Origin of the sequence: Flexivirga alba, from assembly GCF_042661025.1 — a bacterium.
Classification (GTDB): Bacteria; Actinomycetota; Actinomycetes; order Actinomycetales; family Dermatophilaceae; genus Flexivirga; species Flexivirga alba.
Genome location: NZ_JBHSWH010000001.1, coordinates 530540 through 547905, shown reverse-complemented (window position 1 = coordinate 547905; position 17366 = coordinate 530540). Strand labels below are relative to the sequence as shown.

The window sequence follows — 17366 nt, the reverse complement described above, 5'->3', positions numbered from 1 at the left end:
TGTTCGCCGCTCAGCGCTGCCAGATGTATGGCGTGGTGGTCGTGACCCGGTGGAATCCGGAGCGCTCCAGGATGGGCCGGGAGAACTCGGTGGAGTCGGAGTTGATCAAAGTTTTGCCGACCCGCAGGGCGGCTTGGGCTCGCTTCGCGGTGAGGGCACGGTAGATGCCGCGCCCACGCCATTCGGGGAGGGTGGCACCGCCCCAGATGCCGGCAAAGTCGGTGCTCCGGACCGGGTCGATGCGGCCGGCGCTGACTGGTCGGCCCTCGGCCTCGGCGACCCACAGCTCGACTCCAGGAGCGGCCGGGTCGTTCAGTCGCTGCAGCGTGGAGTCGACGCGCTCATCGATCGTCTGTGGGTCCCCGAAGACGCTTGCCTGCATGCTGACCATGGCGGCGACGTCTTCGCGCGACGTCACGCTACGCAGCGAAACGCCTTCGGGCACAGGGACATCCATTGCAATCGACGCGGCCTCACCGACCATCACGGACTCGACTTCGTCCGGAACGAACCGGTGCTTGCGCAGCAGCGCGTCGAGAGCCGGCAGGCCGTCGTGGCCGCGGGTCTTCCACTCGAACTCGGTTGTCCGTGGGTCAGTTTCGTAGTGCGCGATGGTATCGACGATCAGTCGCTCGAGTTCGGCCTCGGTCGGTGAGCCAAGGCTCTGGTAGCTGACGAAGCCGCGACCGCTGTGGAACGTCCCCCAGAGCAGCGGGCCGTGTCGCACGACGTCGGCCATCGACCCCATTTCGGCGTCCGCGCGCAGTTGTTCGTCGTATGCCGCAAGCAGGCTCGCATCGTCCATCACGACCATGACGATGCCCGCGAGTAACCCTGGCGGCAACCGATTTACGCGTGAGCCGCAAGCCTCAGCGGTGGTCCCGCAGCACACGGTCCAGCACCACGATCGCGCCGGACTTGTCCAACGGGTGGTTGCCGTTGCCGCACTTCGGGGACTGCACGCATGCCGGGCAGCCGTCGCTGCACGGGCAGGCGTTGATCGCGGCGCGCGTGGCCAGCAGCCAGGTGGCGGCCTCGGCATACGCTCGCTCGGCGAAGCCGGCGCCTCCGGGGTAGCCGTCGTAGACCACGACGGTCGGCAACCCGGTGTCCGGATGCAGCGCGGTCGACACACCACCGACGTCCCACCGGTCCGACTGGGCGACCAGCGGCAACATCGCGATCGAGGCATGCTCGGCCGCGTGCAACGCGCCGGGCATGGCGTCCTCGGTCAGCCCCTCGGTCAGCAGGTCGTTCTCATCGATGGTCCACCAGACGCCTCGCGTCACCAGCTCACGCTCAGGGAGGTCGAGCGGGTGTTGCCCGATGACCTCACCAGACGGAAGCAACCGCTGGAACGACGTGACCTGGGTTCGCACGCGGATCGTCCCGAAGTGCAAACCTACACTGCCCCAACGTGTTTCGCGCTCTACCTGTTGTATGTCGAACGCCGACACCGATTGTGCGAACGTCGACCAGCCGGGGTCGCCCACCACGACGTGCGCTGTCGTCGCATCCAGGTCGAGCTCGGTGACGACGTGCGATGTGCCCTGGTGCAGGTAGACCGCGCCGGTGTGCACCGCAGCGTGAGCACGAGCCGCGTCGACCGTGCCGAGCACCCGGGCGGTGCGGGTTTCGACGATCCGCACGTCGTCCTCGCCGCCACCACGCAGCGAGAAGTGATCAGCCGGTCGGTCCTCGCGCGCCCAGAACCAGCCGCGGGGGCGCCTGCGCAGGATCCCGCGAGCCACCAGTGACTGCAGGATGGCTGGCATCGACGGTCCGAAGAGATCGGAGTCTGCTGCGGTCACCGGCAGCTCGTGTGCCGCGGCTGCTATGTGCGGCGCCAGCACGAAGGGGTTCCTCGGGTCGAGCGTCGCGGCCTCCACCGGCCGGTCGAAGATCGCCTCGGGGTGATGCACCAGGAAGGAATCGAGCGGGTCGTCCTCGGCAACCAGCACGACCAGCGACGTCCGACCACTGCGGCCCGCGCGCCCGGCCCGCTGCCACAACGAGGCCAACGTGCCCGGCCACCCGGCGAGCAGCACCGCGTCCAGCCCACTGACGTCGATGCCGAGCTCGAGCGCGGACGTTGCGGCCAGTCCGCGGAGTTTGCCTGTGCGCAGGTCGTTTTCGAGCTCGCGACGTTCCTCCGGCAGATAGCCCCCGCGGTATGCCGCAACTCGATCACCAGCATGGGATCGGACCATTTCGGCGACGATCTCAACGCCCACCCGGGAGCGCGCGAAAGTCAGTGTCTGCACGCCGCGGTCGATGAGCGAGGTCATCAGATCGGCGGACTCGGCCACCGCGCTCCGTTGCGCTGCGTCCGGACCGGCTCCGGGCTTGGTGCCCGGCTGCCAGAGACCGAAGAGCATCGGCGCCCGGGGCGAGCCGTCTCGGGTGACCTCGTGCACCGGCAGTCCGATGAGTTCACTCGCGTGCAGACCCGGGGTGGCGACCGTCGCTGAGGCCAGCACGAAGGTCGGGTCGGCGTGGTAGCGGGCGGCGATGCGCCGCAGGCGGCGGAGCACCCCGGCGACGTGAGAGCCGAAAACCCCACGGTAGACGTGACATTCGTCGATCACGACATACCGCAGCGCGCGGAAGAAGGATGCCCATCGCTCGTGCCCGGGCAGCAACGTGTGATGCAGCAGGTCGGGGTTGGTCAGCAGCAACGCGGCATGGTCGCGGATCCAGCGGCGCTCGTCGAGCGGGGTGTCGCCGTCGAGGGTGGCAGCCCGCACGCCGGGTATGGCGAAACCGCGGATGCGCGTTTCCTGGTCCGCCGCAAGGGCTTTGGTTGGCGCGAGGTAGATCGCGGTGGCACCGCGGCCGGTCGGTGCGTCGGAGCCGTCGGCGACTGCCGAAAGCATCGGCAGGAGGTAACCGAGACTCTTGCCGGACGCGGTGCCCGTCGACAGCACAACGTGCTCGCCGGACCACGCGAGATCGGCGGCCTGCCGCTGGTGGGACCAGAGCCGGTCGATCCCGGTGCCCTGCACGGCGGCACTGACCTGGGGGTTGACCCACTGCGGCCACGAGGCGTCGATCGCCATACGGCCAGGCAGGAGGCGGGTGTGCAGCAACCGACCCGTGCCTGCGCCCTCGAGCGCGTCCAATGCGCCTTGTGCGTCGAAGTCATCGCGGCGTTCCTGGGCAGCGTCGGGCTCCGGCCGGGCATGCGGAGGGCCGGTGACGGGCGCGATGTTCGTCATTCCGCCTCCACGGTAGGTCCGATCTCCGACATCCGCTGAACCGGCAGGCCCCGACGATGAAAGACTGGCCGCCGGCAACCGGCACTTCCACGAAAGGCAGCTTCGTGACCGACCTGGACATCAGCGGCAGCGACGAGGGCGACTTCACCGTCATTCGGCTGGTCGGTGACGTGGACGTCTCGGCCGCGTCGCGGTTGCGGGATGCGCTCGCACGGCTCATCACCGACCCCGCGGAGAAGGTTCTCGTCGACCTCACCGGCGTGCCGTTCCTGGACTCGACGGGCCTCGGCGTGCTGGTCGGGCGGCTCAAGGCGCAGCGAGTGGGCGGCGGCGACCTGGCTCTCGTCATACAGTCCGATCGCTTGCTGCGTAACTTCCGGATCACCGGCCTGGACCGGGTCTTCAACATCCACGCTTCGGTGGCCGACGCCGTCGCTGCTGACGCCTGACCTCCGACCGGCGAGGATGTGGGTATGCCGAACCCCGCGTCGCTCGCCGACGACCCTGCCGCGCTTCGGCGCGCGCTGATCGCAGCTCGCTTCACTCTCGACGGGATCAGCGACTGCCTCGGGCCGATGGCCTCCCAGGCGCTTCATCGTGAGCAGCGGCTGCCCGCCGACCTCGTCACCCGGGACGACACTTCCCCGGTCGCGACGCTGGTGCGGCTCTTCGCGCTCGGGCTGCCGGTCGGTGTCCGACAACTCGACCGTGCCCTGCCCGGATGGGACACCGCGCGGCTGCGGTCCGCCGGGCTGGTGCGGACCGACGGTTCGCGTGCGCACGCGGCATACGACCTGCGCCCGTATGGCGAGGACGATCACCAGTGGTGGGTCGTCTCGGACCTGTCCGAGGTGATGACCGGCGAGCCGTTGCCGGTCGATCACGTGCTCGGCATCGGTGGCGCGTCGATGACGCTGGCGTCGTGGACACCGCGACGTCCTGTGGCGCGAGCGCTCGATCTCGGCACCGGCTGCGGGGTGCAGTCGTTGCACCTGGCCGGACACGCCGAGCACATCGTGGCGACCGACACATCTGCTCGTGCGCTGGAGATCGCCGCGTGGAACGCTGCGCTCAACGGCTACGAGTGGGACCTGCTCCGCGGTGATCTCTTCCGGCCGGTCGGCGGTGCGGAGTTCGACCTGATCGTCAGCAACCCGCCGTTCGTGATCACGCCACGCACGGATGGTGTGCCCACCTACGAATATCGCGACGGCGGGCGGGTCGGTGACGGCGTCGTGCGCTCCCTGATCCGGCAGCTGCCGCAGCACCTCAACCCCGGCGGTGTCGCTCAACTGCTGGCCAACTGGGAGGTCCCCGAGGGCAAGGAGTGGCGCGATGTGGTCGGGGAGTGGTTCGACCGCACCGGCCTCGACGCCTGGGTCGTGCAGCGTGACACCCAGGACCCGGCGGAGTATGCCGAGCTGTGGTCCGGCGACGGCGGATTGCGAGCTGGCGCAACAGGATTCGAGCAATTGTATGGCGCGTGGCTGCACGACTTCGAGGCGCGCGGGATCGCCGAGATCGGCTTCGGGGTGATCACGGTCCAGCTGCCGGAAACCCGGCGGCGCCCCTGGAAGGAACTCGTCGAGGTGACCGGGCCGGTGCAGTCCCCGATGGGCCCGGCGATCGATGCCGGGCTGCGCGCCCGGACCTGGTTGGCCGAAGCGGGGGAGCAGGGTTTGCTCGACGCCCATCTGACCGTTGCCGCCGACGTGACCGAGGAGCGGCACGGGCGCCCCGGCGCCGAGGACCCGTCGGTCATCGTCATCCGGCAGGGCGGCGGGTTGCGCCGTGCCGTGCGCGTCGACACCGCGGTGGCGGCGTTCGTGTCGGTCTGCGACGGCGAGCTGTCGACCGGCCAGGCGCTCGGCGCGATCGCGTCGCTGCTCGACGTGCCCACCGATGAGCTGGTGCGCGGCTCGCTGCCCGCCATACAGGAATTGGTGGCGGACGGGCTGCTCCTGACCGGCGCCTGAGCACCCGTAGGCTCGGCGTATGGAGCTGCGCATCTTCACCGAACCCCAACAGGGCGCGTCGTATGACGACCTCGTGACCATCGCCAAGCATGCCGAGAAGCTCGGCTTCGGGGCGTTCTTCCGGTCCGACCACTACCTGGCGATGGGCGACGGCGACGGACTGCCGGGCCCGAGCGACGCCTGGATCACGCTGGCCGGCATCGCCCGGGAGACCTCGACGATCCGGCTCGGGACACTCGTCACGAGCGCGACGTTCCGGCTGCCCGGCGTGCTCGCGATCGAGGTCGCGAACGTCGATGCGATGTCCGGCGGACGGGTCGAGCTCGGCCTGGGCGCGGGATGGTTCGACCGGGAGCATGCGGCATACGGCATCCCGTTCCCGGGCACCAAGGAGCGGTTCGACCGGCTCGAGGAGCAGCTCGAGATCATCACCGGGCTGTGGTCAGCCGACGGCAGCTACTCCTTCGACGGCACCCACTATCAGCTGAGTGACAGCCCGGCGTTGCCGAAACCGGTGCAACACAGCGGGATTCGCGGAGGTGTGCCGGTCATCATCGGCGGGCACGGCAAGAAACGGACTCCGGAGCTCGCGGCGCGGTATGCCGACGAGTTCAATGTCGGGTTCTCCTCGGTGCCGGACACTGCGGCGCAGTTCAGGCGGGTGCGCGCGGCGGCCGAATCGGCCGGGCGGCCCGTGGATTCGATGAGTTTCTCCGCGGCACAGGTGGCCTGTGTCGGTGGCACGGAGGTGGAGCTGGACCGGCGGGCCGCGGCGATCGGCCGCGACAAGACGGAGCTTCGCGAGAGCGGCGTGGCAGGCACGCCGGCGGAAGCCATCGACCGGCTCGGTGCGCTCGCGGAAGCCGGTGCCGAGACGGTCTACCTGCAGGTGCTCGACATACAGGACCTGGAACACCTGGACCTGATCGCAACCGAGGTCATGCCGCAGGTGTGATCAGGCGGCGGTCGAATCCAACTGCCACGAGCGCTTTGACAGGCCGTGCCAGAAGCCGTCGATGATAGTGCGCGAGTCGGAGCCGTCGGCAGAGGCGGCGCCGAGCGCGACATACAGCGGCGCCCAGTGCTCGGTGCGGGGGTGTGCCAGCTGGGCGGCCGGCGCGGTGTGGCTGAAGTCCATCAGGGCGTCCAGGTCGCCGCGAGCCATCGTCTCGGCGGCCCAGTGGTCGAACTCCGACATCACAGCCTGCGGGGCCGAGTCGGCATCCGGGGCCATGAAACCCAGGTTGTGGGTCGTGAAGCCGGACCCGACGATGAGCGTGCCGTCGTCACGCAGCGGCGCGAGCTTGCGCCCGAGTTCGTAGAGCTGCTGCGGGTCGAGCGTCGGCATCGACAGCTGTAGCACCGGTATGTCGGCCTCGGGGAACATCTCGCGCAGCGGCACGTAGGCGCCGTGGTCGAGCCCGCGGCTCTCGTCGTGCACCAGCGACTGTCCCGGAGTCGAGATCAGCTTGGCGACGTCGTCGGCCAGATCGGGGGCGACGGGTGCGTCATACCGGACGTCGTAGTACTTCTGCGGGAAGCCCCAGAAGTCGTATAGCAGCGGTGCGCCCGTCGTCGAGCTGACCGCGATCGGCGCCGACTCCCAATGCGCAGACACCATCAGGATCTGCTTCGGCCGCGGCAGGTCCTGGCCCCATGCGCCGAGCTCGGCAGTCCATCGAGCGTCGTCGGCGAGCGGCGGAGCGCCGTGGCTGAGGAAGAGGACGGGCTGGCGGTCTGTGGTCATGGCTTCCATGATGCCGCAAACAAGTTTAATATTCAACTAACGGCAGTCCGGCGCCCGGCTCCACCGACCGCGGTGGGTGTTCTCCGGGGGACGTGCTTAGACTCAGCCCCGTTCGTACGTCGAAGCAGTGACGAATCCACTGCACGTCGGACGGGAAGAGAGAAGAGCACTGTGGCGCGCAAGCTGGTCATCGTCGAGTCACCCGCCAAGGCGAAGAAGATCGGCGGCTATTTGGGGGACGACTATGTCGTCGACGCGAGTGTCGGGCACATCCGAGACCTGCCGAACCCGTCCGAGCTGCCGGTCGACATGAAAAAGGGCCCCTACGGCAAGTTTGCCGTCAACGTTGACGACGGCTTCGACCCCTACTACGTCGTCGCCTCGGCCAAGAAGAAGAAGGTCGCCGAGCTCAAGCGCCTGCTCAAGGACAGCGACGAGCTCTACCTCGCAACCGATGAGGACCGCGAGGGCGAGGCCATCGCATGGCACCTGCTCGAAGTGCTCAAGCCCAAGGTCCCGGTCAAGCGGATGGTCTTCCACGAGATCACCAAGGAAGCAATCCAGCACGCTGCCAACACGACTCGCGACCTGGATGACAACCTGGTCGACGCGCAGGAGACCCGTCGCGTCCTGGACCGCCTCTACGGCTACGAGGTCAGCCCGGTGCTGTGGCGCAAGATCCGCCGCGGTCTGTCCGCGGGCCGTGTGCAGTCGGTGACCACCCGCCTGGTGGTCGAGCGCGAACGTGAGCGTATGGCGTTCCGCTCCGCCTCCTACTGGGATGTCGAGGGCGAGTTCGCCCCGGGCAACAGCACCTCCCAGGCGTTCACCGCGAAACTGACGGCACTGGACGGCGCGCGAGTCGCCACCGGCCGCGACTTCGACGACCGCGGAATTCTCAAGAACGACAAGGTTTTCCACCTCGACGCACCTCAGGCGAACGCCATTGCCGAGTCGGTCGCAGCAGGTGTCGCATCGGTCAGCTCGGTGCAGGAGAAGCCCTACACGCGCCGTCCCAGTGCTCCGTTCACGACGAGCACGCTGCAGCAGGAGGCCGGCCGCAAGCTGCGGATGAGCAGCAAGGCGGCGATGAATGTCGCCCAGCGGCTCTACGAAAACGGCTACATCACCTACATGCGTACCGACTCGATCACGTTGTCGGAGTCGGCCATTCGCGCCGCCCGCAGCCAGGCCCGTGACCTGTATGGCGCCGACTACGTGCCCGACCAGCCCCGCCGCTACCAGGGCAAGGTCAAGAACGCCCAAGAGGCGCACGAGGCCGTCCGCCCGGCCGGCGACACCTTCCGCACGCCCGCCCAGGTCGCCGGTGAGCTGCGTGGTGAGGAGTTCGCGCTCTACGAGCTGATCTGGAAGCGGACTGTCGCCTCCCAGATGGCTGACGCGCGCGGTAGCACCGCCACGGTGAAACTCACTGTGCCGATTGAAGACTCGGGCGTGGCCAACCAGTCCGAGTTCACCGCCTCCGGCACGGTCATCACGTTCCGGGGCTTCCTGGCGGCATATGAAGAAGGTCGCGATGTCGAGCGCAACGCCAAGGGCGACGACACCGGCACCCGGCTGCCGAAGCTGAGCGAAGGCGTTGCCCTGGACGTGCTGCGTGCGGAGGCGGAGGGGCACCAGACCAGCCCGCCGCCGCGCTTCACCGAGGCCACCCTGGTCAAGGCGATGGAGGAGATGGGCATCGGTCGCCCGTCGACATACGCCTCGATCGTCGGCACCATCCAGGACCGCGGCTACGTCAACAAGCGCGGCACCGCGCTGATCCCGACCTGGACCGCGTTTGCCGTGATCCGGCTGCTCGAGGTCCACTTCCCGTCGCTGGTCGACTACGACTTCACCGCCTCCATGGAGGAGGGCCTGGACCGCATCGCCGCCGGCGACGTCGGCCGGGTCGACTGGCTGACCCGCTTCTACTTCGGTGACGGCAACGACCGCACGCCCGGCCTGCCGGCCGGTGGTCCGGATGGCAACGAGGGCCTGCAGGAGATGGTCGAGCACCTGCCGGAGATCGACGCTCGCGGCATCTCCACCATCGAGATCGGCGACGGCGTCGTCGTCCGCGTCGGACGCTACGGCCCGTATGTCGAAGAGGTCGTGCCCGAGGGTGTCGACCCGAATACCGGTGAGGTGACGTCGGATTCGGCCGAGGCACCCAAGCCACGGCGCGCGACGATCAATGACGACATCGCACCGGACGAGATGACCCCGGAGCGGGCCCGCGAGTTACTCGTCTCTGCGGATGACGACGGCCGCGTGCTCGGCCAAGATCCGGCGACCGGCCACGACATCATCGCCAGGGCAGGCCGCTACGGGCCCTACGTGACGGAGGTGCTGCCGGCGCCGCCGGAGCCGCCCGCGCCCGCGGAGGGCGCCAAGCCCAAGCGCGCGAAGAAGGCGACCGGTCCGAAACCGAGGACTGCCAGTCTTTTCAAGGACATGGACCTGGCCACGATCGAGCTGGACACCGCGCTGAAGTTGTTGAGCCTGCCGCGTGTGCTCGGCACGGTCCCCGATGGCGAAGGTGACGATGCCAAGCAGGTCGAGATCACCGCGCAGAACGGCCGGTACGGGCCGTACCTGAAGAAGGGCACCGACTCACGATCGCTCAGCACCGAGCAGCAACTCTTCGACATCACCCTCGCAGAAGCGCTCGCGATCTACGCCGAGCCCAAGCGTCGCGGTCGGGCGGCTCAGGCGCCGCTGAAGGAGTTGGGCAACGATCCCGTCTCCGGAAAACCGGTGGTGGTCAAGGACGGTCGCTTCGGTCCCTACGTGACCGACGGTGAGAGCAACGCGACGCTGCGGCGTGGTGACGACCCGGAGTCGATCACACCGGAACGTGGCTTCGAGCTGCTCGCCGAGAAGCGTGCCAAGGGTCCGACGACCCGCAAGCGGGCGGCCAAGAAGACCACCAACAAGGCTCCCGCGAAGAAGGCAACGGCCAAGAAGTCGGCAGCCAAGAAGTCGACCGCGAAGAAGGCTTCCGCCGCCAAGTCCGTGGACTGACTCTTTCCGCCATACGACTGTCTTATTCGAGTCCGCTGCGCGAACCTATCCGATCCTGCGGAACCAACCGAGCCGCTCACCCGTCACAGGCTCGATCATCTCGAAGGACAAATACGGAGGAAAGTCATGTCCAGCAACATGTTTCGTCGCAGCCTCGTAGGCGCGGTTGCCATCGCAGGTGCCCTGGGCCTGGCTGCGTGCAACAACGACACCGCGAGCGTGAGCACGCCGACCGGTTCGGCGCCGACGGCAGCCGCCACCTCGAAGGCGACTACCACCGAGGCCGCCCCGCCCACCTCGTCCGATGCACCGACGTCCGAGGCGTCTACGACCAGCAGCGCGGCGGCCACCCCGAGTAGCTCGTCCACCTCGGCTGCCGCCAAGACGGACGACGCGAAGCTCACTCCGACCGGCACCAAGCTGCAGTACGGCAAGGGCGCGACCATCAACTCGGACTCGGACGGCAAGTTCACGCTGAGCGTCAAGTCGATCGCGGCGGCGCCGGAGTCGGCATACGCAGTGGCGAACCTCAACAAGACCAACGGCAAGATGTATTACATCAACTTCGACGTGACCTACCGCGGTGGCGCGAAGTACGGCTTCCGCCCCAGCTCGGTCAACTTCCTGGAGCTGCGCCCCGTCTTCGATTCCTCGGAGAAGGGCCGCTCTGGAGGCTCGCCGTTCCAGGACCTGCCCGGCTGCAAGAAGACTCCCTACAAGGACATGGCGGTCGGCGACACCTCGGCAGCCTGTTACTACTACCAGGTGACCGGCCCCGCGCCGACCAAGGTCATGTGGGACGACTACACGACCAACGTCGTCTGGTCCAAGTGACTTAGGGCCGGCTTGAGCCGGTCACGGCCCAGATAGAAGGCCCCGACGGAGCAGTTCCGCCGGGGCCTTCGTGTGTTGTCCGGGTTCAGGGTGTCGGCTGCCCGAAGCCAAGCGGCTCGCGGGTGAATCGGTAGGTGGCCCAGTTGAATTGGCGCACAGACCCGTCATCACGACGGTGTATGACGAGCCGCTCGCCACGCTCACGTCCGCTCGCGGTGCGATAGGCGTCGGCACCCTCGGGCTCGAAGACCGACACGGGAGTGTTTGCCGGTGCGGCGGCGAACCGTGCGGTGAGCTTGCCCTCCTTGATGGCGAAGGTGAACTCCGCGCCCTCCGAGAACCATTGACCAACAAGCGGTTTCAGCTCTTCGGGCTCAACGGTTCCTGGCGTCCACGGCTCCGGAAGCTCCGGGTCGTTCACGACGACATACTCACCGAGCTTGATCGCGGTGCCGGCCGGGTCCTTGGAGATCGAGTTGTTCATCAGCACCGCACCCGTGGTGCCGGACTCGGGCTCGGAGAAGAAGCCGGTGATGCCACCCGGCATACCGCCGGTGTGCCCGAACCAGATACGGCCGTCGCGACGCTCCAGCTCCAGGCCGAGGCCCCACGCGGTGTTCCACCCCGGGTCCGCGGCGATCTGCGGCTGGCGCATCTCCTCGACCGTGTCGGGCGAGAGGATGGCCTCGTCCGGGTCGAGCAGGAAGCCGTGCCACCGAACCATGTCGGACAGCGTGCTGGCCAGTGCGCCGGCGGACGCGGTCGTGTTCTTGGCCAGCACCGGTTCTTCGACCGGGACGTCGGTGAACGGCGGGACGTAGTAGAGCCCGACGTATGGCGCCACCCGCGTCAGCGTGGTGCGGCGCAACTCCAGCGGGTCGAGCAGTCGACGTTGCAGTGACGTCTCCCAGCTGCCGCCGTCCAAGCGCGCGACGATCTCGCCGAGCAGCGCGTAACAGAGGTTGGAGTAGTGCCAGCGGTTGTGCGGCCGCAGCACGCGTTCGGCTTCGTTCCATCCGGAAATCAGACCGTCGCGGTCGGGGAACTCCAGGGTGTCCCACACATCACCGACCGGCTCGCGCTGCATGCCGCTGACATGGGCGAGCATCTCGCGGATCGTCACCTGGGCATGAGTCGTGCCCGGCACGAGCTTGTCGACGGTGTCGTCGAGCGACAGCTTGCCCTCGTCGCGCAACTGCATGATCAGCACGGCCGTGAAGGTCTTGGTGTTGGAAGCGACCAGGAACTGCGTGTCGTCTCCGAGCGGAACGCTCGGGTCGGCGAGATCGGCCCGGCCGACGGCCTCGGACCAGAGCAACTCCCCGTGGCGTGCGACTCCCGCGACCAGGGCGGGAGTGCGGCTGGAGCGCTGTGCCTCGACTGCGGTGGCGGTGAGCGTGCGGGTCGTGGCGTCGCTGAGCGAAGAGGGGCTTTGCGTCATACAACCAAACCTACGGGGGTGTCAGCTTGTCGGCGCGGTCACCTAGGCTCGGGCCGTGTTCATTGCGTTCGAAGGCGGCGACGGCGCGGGCAAGACGACCCAGATCGAGTTGTTGCGCGCGCGGCTGGTCGACGACGGCCATGACGTGGTCGTCACTCGGGAGCCGGGTGGCACCGAGCTCGGTGTCGCCATCCGGCAGCTGGTGCTACACGGTGCCGAGGTCGCTCCACGCGCCGAGGCTCTGCTATTCGCCGCGGACCGGGCACACCACGTCGCGACCGTGGTTCGTCCCGCGCTGGTGCGTGGCGCAGTGGTCCTGCAGGACCGCTACCTCGACTCCTCGGTCGCCTACCAGGGCGCTGGCCGTGACCTGGATCCTGCTGAGATCAAACAACTTTCGCTCTGGGCAACGGAGGGACTGCTTCCCGACCTGACGGTGCTGCTCGACGTGACCCCGCAAGATGGCCGCTCACGCCGTGGCACGGTCCATGATCGGTTGGAGTCCGAGCAGGACGACTTTCATGCGCGGGTGCGTGAGCACTACCTGCGGCTCGCCGCGCATGACCCCGGGCGCTATCTCGTGATCGACGCCGGCCTGCCACGCGAGGAGATCGCCGCGATCGTGGCAGAGCGGGTGAGCCGGCTGTGACCGATTACCCGGGAGTGTGGCGCGACGTCATCGGCCAGGACCAGGCCGTCGCCACCCTGCAGGCGGCGGTCGCGGACCGCGCACGTATGACGCACGCGTGGCTGCTGACCGGGCCGCCGGGGTCCGGCCGATCCACCGCCGCGCGTGCCTTCGCGGCGGCGCTGGAGTGTCCGCAGGGCGGGTGCGGAGAGTGCCACGAGTGCCGCACGGTGCTCGACCGCAGTCACGCCGACGTGACGGTGATGGCGACCGAAGGTTTGTCGATCCAGGTCAAGGACGCCCGCGAGCTCGCCGGGCTCGCGCAGCGCCGTCCGAGCATCGGCCGGTGGCGCGTGATCATCATCGAGGACGCCGATCGGCTCACCGAGCGGGCGGCCGATGCGCTGCTGAAGGCCTTGGAGGAGCCGGTGGAGCGCACCGTGTGGGTGCTGTGTGCGCCGTCGCTGGAGGACGTCATCATCACCATCCGGTCGCGCTCCCGGCACGTCCGGCTGCGCACCCCGCCGGTGGAAGCAGTCGCCAGGTTGCTGATCGAGCGTGATGGGGTCGACCCACAGATCGCGACCTACGCGGCACGGGCGGCACAATCACACGTCGGCCTTGCCAAACGACTCGCCACAGACCAGTCGGCGCGTGAACGTCGCCGCAAGACCTTGATGCTCGCCGGGCACATCGCGCATCTCGGCGACGCGATGACGGCCGCCGCCGACCTGGCGGCGATCGCCGGCGAGGAGTCCGCCGCGTCGTCCGCCGAACGCGACGGTGCCGAGAAGGAACGCCTGATGGCACAACTCGGTGCCGACCCGGCCGCGCGCACCCAGCCGCCCCACGTTCGTTCGCAACTCGCGGCACTGGAGAAGGAACAGAAGACTCGCGCCACCCGATTCAGCCGCGACGTGATCGATCGCTCACTGGTCGACCTGCTGTCGATCTACCGGGATGCATTGGTGCTGCACGCAGGCGGGACGGTCGAGCTGATCAACGCGGATCTCGCCGACGAGGTACAGCGCCTGGCCGCTGGCAGAACCAGCGAGCAACTTCTGCTCGCCATGGACACCATCGGCACGGCGCGTGAGCGGATCGAGGCCAACGTGCCGCCGTTGCTGGCGCTCGAAGCAATGACGATCGGGTTGCAGGCGCCGATACCGGCCTGACCCGGGCCCGGCTGGCGCGGGTCTCAGAGGATCTTCCGGTAGCCGACGAATTCCTTGTCCACGCCGACGGGTGCATCCACCGGTCCTTCGCAGCCGAAACCGCAGTGTTCCAGGACTCGCTGCGAGGCGAGATTCGCGGTGGAGACCCTGGCGCGGACCGTCCGCACGCCGCGTGCGTCCGCTTCGCTCAGCGCCGCTCGCACACCACCAGTCGCGACACCCCGACCCTGGGCCGACTCCGCTACCCGATAGCCGAGTTCGGTGCGCTCAGGATCGTCGATGTCGATGAGGTTGATCCTCGCCAGGATGTCGCCGGACGCGCCGACCACGACGAAGAACAGTGACTGTCCGGAGTCGTTCTCGGCAACCCGCTCGGCAAGCTGCTCGGCGAAGTGTGCGAAGAAATCGTCGCCGCGATCGCCGATCTGCCGGGCGAAGAACTCCCGATTGTCGCGCTCGAAATCCTCCAGAACACGATGATGCTGCATGGACAACAACTCCAGCCGCGTGTCGCTGGCCAGTCCCGTCATACGGCGAGAGTGCTCGATGGTGCAGCGGCCGGCAACTCAATTTCGGTGCGATCGAGCGGACGACACACCGGTCGCTCGTTTCGCGCTGACGTTCCTTGGGTTTAGCCGGCGACGTCTTTACTGGTGATGCTCGTGAGCATGCCCCGACATCACCTCGACCAGCGACACCGACGGGTCATCGACCAGCATGGGGAAGATGATGTGGTTCTCCACCCGCTGGTGGCATTCGAAGACCTCGAACAGTGCGCGGGCGTATGCCGCAGCCGCCTCCGCGTGGGGCGCGGACTCGAACAGTTCGACGAGACGACCAATCAGCACGTGCTCCATGAGCATCGCCGTGATCAGAGGATGGCCGGCGGGAAGCTGGTCGGCTGCCCGGTAGCTCGTCTCCTGTTCTTCGGCCGCATGTGGCATCAGGACGGTCGCGAGCCACTCCGACAGCGCCGTGCGAGCGGACCCCGCAGCCGCATCATCGATGGGTCGAAGGAGCGCCGAGCTCAACCGGTCGAGCTCCGTCACCATCGCCGAATGATGCTCTTTCAGGTTCTCGGCCAGTGCAGCGTCGTCGGTTGGGTGAGATGTCATCGGGTGGGTTGTCATGGTTTTACCTCCACTCACAGGGTCACGCCGTTCGTGCTCAGGCCGCCAGGGACTTTGGTCCGTGGAACCCCCTCTGCGACAGCTGCTTCAGCAGGACGCTTCCGCGGTCGATCGGCGCGAGCTGTTCCACGGCCACAACCCGGAGGCGTGCATGCACTCCTCGGCCTGGGCGATCAACCGCACGTCATCGTCGGAGTGATGATGCAGCAGCAGATCCTGACGCCACTGGATGTCGCTCCAGCCGCGCTGCCACGCGCAGGCAGCACACGTCGCGATCGCCTTGCAGGCCGGGCCACAGGAGGCGCCCTGCAGGCCCTCGGCCACGAGCACGTCATACATCGGCCAGTACTGCGCCCACTCGGCCGGGCCCCACTGGGTCGCGTCGTCCACCAGTCGCCGAATCTGCTCGGCCATCACGCTCATCTCCTGCTGTCTGTTTCGCCGATCGCGTCTCCGGACTCAGGCTGCCTCGCTCATCCGGATTGCGACAGGGACTTTTGACCTGCTGATCCTGGAGAAGGCGGCTGCTGTGGTCCACACCGTTGACCAAGACGTATGACGTAACGTGCAGCGCATGGTGCGTCGACGGTCCTTGGCCGGCCTTGCGAGTACGACCGTTCTGGGACTGGCCCTGGCCGGTTGCAGTGGCTCCGGTGGCGGTGATTCGACCACGCAGTCTTCGGCGGGAGGGCAGTCCAGTGCCGCCTCGGCGTCGGCCGGGCCATCCGGCGCAGCCGGCTCAGCGGGTGCCGCCGCCGCACCGGCGGATCTGGCGAAGTTCTACGACCAGAAGCTGAAGTGGACCGATTGCGGCCACGCGAAGTGTACAGACCTCACGGTGCCTGTCGACTACGCCAAACCCGGTGGCCCGACCATCAAGCTGGCGATCGACAAGATCCCGGCCACGGGCGACAGCAAGGGTGCGCTGGTCGTCAACCCGGGTGGTCCCGGTGGGTCCGGCGTCGACTACGCCGCCGCCGCAGCCTCGGGGTATGTCGTCAGCAAGACGGTCCGATCGTCATACGACGTAGTGGGTTTCGACCCGCGCGGGGTCCAGCGCTCCGCGCCGATCACCTGTTACGGCGACGCCCAGATGGACACCTACTTGGGGGAGGACCCGACGCCGGACACCGCCGCCGAGCAGCAGCAGGTGGCGAAGGACAGCCGGGCGTTCGGCAACGCGTGCGTCGACAAGACCGGCGACCTGATCAAGCACGTGTCGACGGTCGAGGTCGCCAAGGACATGGACGTGCTGCGCGCCGCGCTCGGCGACGACAAGCTCAACTACCTCGGCAAGTCCTACGGCACCTTCATCGGCTCGACCTATGCCGGGCTCTTCCCGAAGCGGGTGGGTCGCTTCGTGCTGGACGGCGTCGTGCCGCCGGATATCACCGGCACCCAGATGGGCCTGGGTCAGGCCAAGGGGTTCGAGCAGGCCACTCGCTCCTATGTGCGTGACTGCGTTGCGCAGAGCAATTGCCCGCTGGGCACCAACCTCGACGACGGTATGGCGCGAATCCGTAAGTTCATCAAGCAGGTTGACACCAAGCCGTTAAAGGTCACCGGCCAGGGCGACGTCACGAAGTTGACCGAGGGCTGGGCGACCATGGGCATCGCGGAGGCGATGTACGACAAGAACTCGTGGCCGACGCTGACCGATGCGTTCCAGGCGGCGTTCAACGGCAGCGGCGACAAGCTGATGGCGCTGGCCGATCAGTATGCCGAGCGAAACAGCGACGGCACCTACAGCGGCAACATCATGCAGGCGATCAATGCGGTGAATTGCCTTGACCGTGCTGGGTCTTCGGACCTGGCAAGCTACCGCCAGGATGCCGCGACCTTCGCGAAGGTCGCCCCGACGTGGGGCCCAATGCTGGCCTGGGGCGGCCTCGCCTGTGGGGAGTGGCCGGTCAAGGCGACCGGCAAGCCGGAGCGGATCACCGCGAAGGGCTCCGGGCCGATCCTGGTGGTCGGTACGACGCGCGATCCGGCGACGCCATACGAGTGGGCGCAGCGGTTGGCCAAGGAGCTCGACAACGGCCACCTGCTGACGTATGACGGCGACGGGCACACGGCATACATGATGGGTTCGTCCTGCGTGGACGGTGTCGTCGATGCCTACCTGGTCGACGGAACCGTGCCCGCGGCGGGCAAGGCCTGCTGAGCGGCCGCCGATTCGGTGTCCGGGCC

The 17366-nt window shown here is 67.8% G+C and carries 15 protein-coding genes; 8 read left to right on the top strand and 7 right to left on the bottom strand.

Annotated features, from left to right (window positions below; all coding sequences use genetic code 11):
• Positions 1–10 precede the first annotated feature (10 nt).
• The gene (locus tag ACFQDH_RS02715; RefSeq protein WP_382404799.1) at positions 11–805 is read right to left on the bottom strand and encodes a GNAT family N-acetyltransferase; all 795 of its coding nucleotides are present in this window, start codon (positions 803–805) and stop codon (positions 11–13) included.
• Positions 806–869: 64 nt separating this feature from the next.
• Positions 870–3218, bottom strand: coding sequence for a DEAD/DEAH box helicase (locus ACFQDH_RS02710; RefSeq protein ID WP_382398227.1), 2349 nt, complete (start codon positions 3216–3218; stop codon positions 870–872).
• Positions 3219–3322: 104 nt separating this feature from the next.
• On the opposite strand from ACFQDH_RS02710, the gene ACFQDH_RS02705 reads away from it, so the two are divergent.
• The 3 genes from ACFQDH_RS02705 to ACFQDH_RS02695 are packed head-to-tail and all read left to right on the top strand — an operon-like array spanning position 3323 to position 6149.
• Positions 3323–3667, top strand: coding sequence for an STAS domain-containing protein (locus ACFQDH_RS02705; protein ID WP_382398225.1), 345 nt, complete (start codon positions 3323–3325; stop codon positions 3665–3667).
• Between the two features lie 24 nt (positions 3668–3691).
• Positions 3692–5194: a DUF7059 domain-containing protein gene (locus ACFQDH_RS02700; RefSeq protein WP_382398224.1), complete on the top strand. Its 1503-nt coding sequence runs from the start codon at positions 3692–3694 to the stop codon at positions 5192–5194.
• Between the two features lie 19 nt (positions 5195–5213).
• Positions 5214–6149, top strand: a complete 936-nt coding sequence (locus tag ACFQDH_RS02695; protein WP_382398222.1) for an LLM class F420-dependent oxidoreductase — start codon at positions 5214–5216, stop codon at positions 6147–6149.
• On the opposite strand, the gene ACFQDH_RS02690 is transcribed toward ACFQDH_RS02695, so the two are convergent.
• Entirely contained in the window at positions 6150–6941 is a 792-nt protein-coding gene (locus tag ACFQDH_RS02690; protein WP_382398220.1) for a dioxygenase family protein, read from the bottom strand.
• Between the two features lie 171 nt (positions 6942–7112).
• Here ACFQDH_RS02690 and topA point away from each other — a divergent pair, with 171 nt between their 5' ends.
• Together topA and ACFQDH_RS02680 are read left to right on the top strand one after the other, a co-directional pair.
• The gene (topA, locus tag ACFQDH_RS02685; protein WP_382398218.1) at positions 7113–9968 is read left to right on the top strand and encodes a type I DNA topoisomerase; all 2856 of its coding nucleotides are present in this window, start codon (positions 7113–7115) and stop codon (positions 9966–9968) included.
• A 126-nt stretch (positions 9969–10094) separates the two neighbouring features.
• Positions 10095–10802 (top strand): hypothetical protein, encoded by a 708-nt coding sequence (locus ACFQDH_RS02680; RefSeq protein WP_382398216.1) that lies wholly within the window; start codon positions 10095–10097, stop codon positions 10800–10802.
• An 85-nt stretch (positions 10803–10887) separates the two neighbouring features.
• On the opposite strand, the gene ACFQDH_RS02675 is transcribed toward ACFQDH_RS02680, so the two are convergent.
• Positions 10888–12243 (bottom strand): serine hydrolase domain-containing protein, encoded by a 1356-nt coding sequence (locus ACFQDH_RS02675; protein ID WP_382398214.1) that lies wholly within the window; start codon positions 12241–12243, stop codon positions 10888–10890.
• 55 nt (positions 12244–12298) lie between these two features.
• Between ACFQDH_RS02675 and tmk the strand changes: the two genes are divergently transcribed.
• Positions 12299–12892, top strand: coding sequence for a dTMP kinase (gene tmk, locus ACFQDH_RS02670; RefSeq protein ID WP_382398212.1), 594 nt, complete (start codon positions 12299–12301; stop codon positions 12890–12892).
• Positions 12889–14046: a DNA polymerase III subunit delta' gene (locus ACFQDH_RS02665; protein ID WP_382398210.1), complete on the top strand. Its 1158-nt coding sequence runs from the start codon at positions 12889–12891 to the stop codon at positions 14044–14046. The genes tmk and ACFQDH_RS02665 overlap by 4 nt, the downstream gene beginning before the upstream one ends.
• 23 nt (positions 14047–14069) lie before the next feature.
• On the opposite strand, the gene ACFQDH_RS02660 is transcribed toward ACFQDH_RS02665, so the two are convergent.
• The 3 genes from ACFQDH_RS02660 to ACFQDH_RS02650 form a co-directional block, all read right to left on the bottom strand.
• A complete protein-coding gene (locus ACFQDH_RS02660; RefSeq protein ID WP_382398208.1) occupies positions 14070–14576 on the bottom strand; it encodes a GNAT family N-acetyltransferase in 507 nt (168 codons plus the stop codon).
• Positions 14577–14693: 117 nt separating this feature from the next.
• Complete coding sequence (locus tag ACFQDH_RS02655) at positions 14694–15161, bottom strand: hemerythrin domain-containing protein (RefSeq protein ID WP_382398206.1); 468 nt, start codon at positions 15159–15161, stop codon at positions 14694–14696.
• 102 nt (positions 15162–15263) lie between these two features.
• Positions 15264–15590, bottom strand: coding sequence for a hypothetical protein (locus tag ACFQDH_RS02650; protein ID WP_382398204.1), 327 nt, complete (start codon positions 15588–15590; stop codon positions 15264–15266).
• Between the two features lie 160 nt (positions 15591–15750).
• On the opposite strand from ACFQDH_RS02650, the gene ACFQDH_RS02645 reads away from it, so the two are divergent.
• A complete protein-coding gene (locus ACFQDH_RS02645; RefSeq protein ID WP_382398202.1) occupies positions 15751–17340 on the top strand; it encodes an alpha/beta hydrolase in 1590 nt (529 codons plus the stop codon).
• Positions 17341–17366 lie beyond the last annotated feature (26 nt).

Excerpts from the sequence above, each read along its gene's own strand:
- ACFQDH_RS02710 (WP_382398227.1), bottom strand. The coding sequence starts at position 3,218 with ATGACGAACATCGCGCCCGTCACCGGCCCTCCGCATGCCCGGCCGGAG.
- ACFQDH_RS02680 (WP_382398216.1), top strand. The coding sequence starts at position 10,095 with ATGTCCAGCAACATGTTTCGTCGCAGCCTCGTAGGCGCGGTTGCCATC.
- ACFQDH_RS02690 (WP_382398220.1), bottom strand. The coding sequence starts at position 6,941 with ATGACCACAGACCGCCAGCCCGTCCTCTTCCTCAGCCACGGCGCTCCG.
- ACFQDH_RS02645 (WP_382398202.1), top strand. The coding sequence starts at position 15,751 with ATGGTGCGTCGACGGTCCTTGGCCGGCCTTGCGAGTACGACCGTTCTG.
- ACFQDH_RS02675 (WP_382398214.1), bottom strand. The coding sequence starts at position 12,243 with ATGACGCAAAGCCCCTCTTCGCTCAGCGACGCCACGACCCGCACGCTC.
- ACFQDH_RS02695 (WP_382398222.1), top strand. The coding sequence starts at position 5,214 with ATGGAGCTGCGCATCTTCACCGAACCCCAACAGGGCGCGTCGTATGAC.
- ACFQDH_RS02655 (WP_382398206.1), bottom strand. The coding sequence starts at position 15,161 with ATGACATCTCACCCAACCGACGACGCTGCACTGGCCGAGAACCTGAAA.
- ACFQDH_RS02650 (WP_382398204.1), bottom strand. The coding sequence starts at position 15,590 with ATGGCCGAGCAGATTCGGCGACTGGTGGACGACGCGACCCAGTGGGGC.
- ACFQDH_RS02715 (WP_382404799.1), bottom strand. The coding sequence starts at position 805 with ATGGACGATGCGAGCCTGCTTGCGGCATACGACGAACAACTGCGCGCG.
- ACFQDH_RS02700 (WP_382398224.1), top strand. The coding sequence starts at position 3,692 with ATGCCGAACCCCGCGTCGCTCGCCGACGACCCTGCCGCGCTTCGGCGC.
- ACFQDH_RS02660 (WP_382398208.1), bottom strand. The coding sequence starts at position 14,576 with ATGACGGGACTGGCCAGCGACACGCGGCTGGAGTTGTTGTCCATGCAG.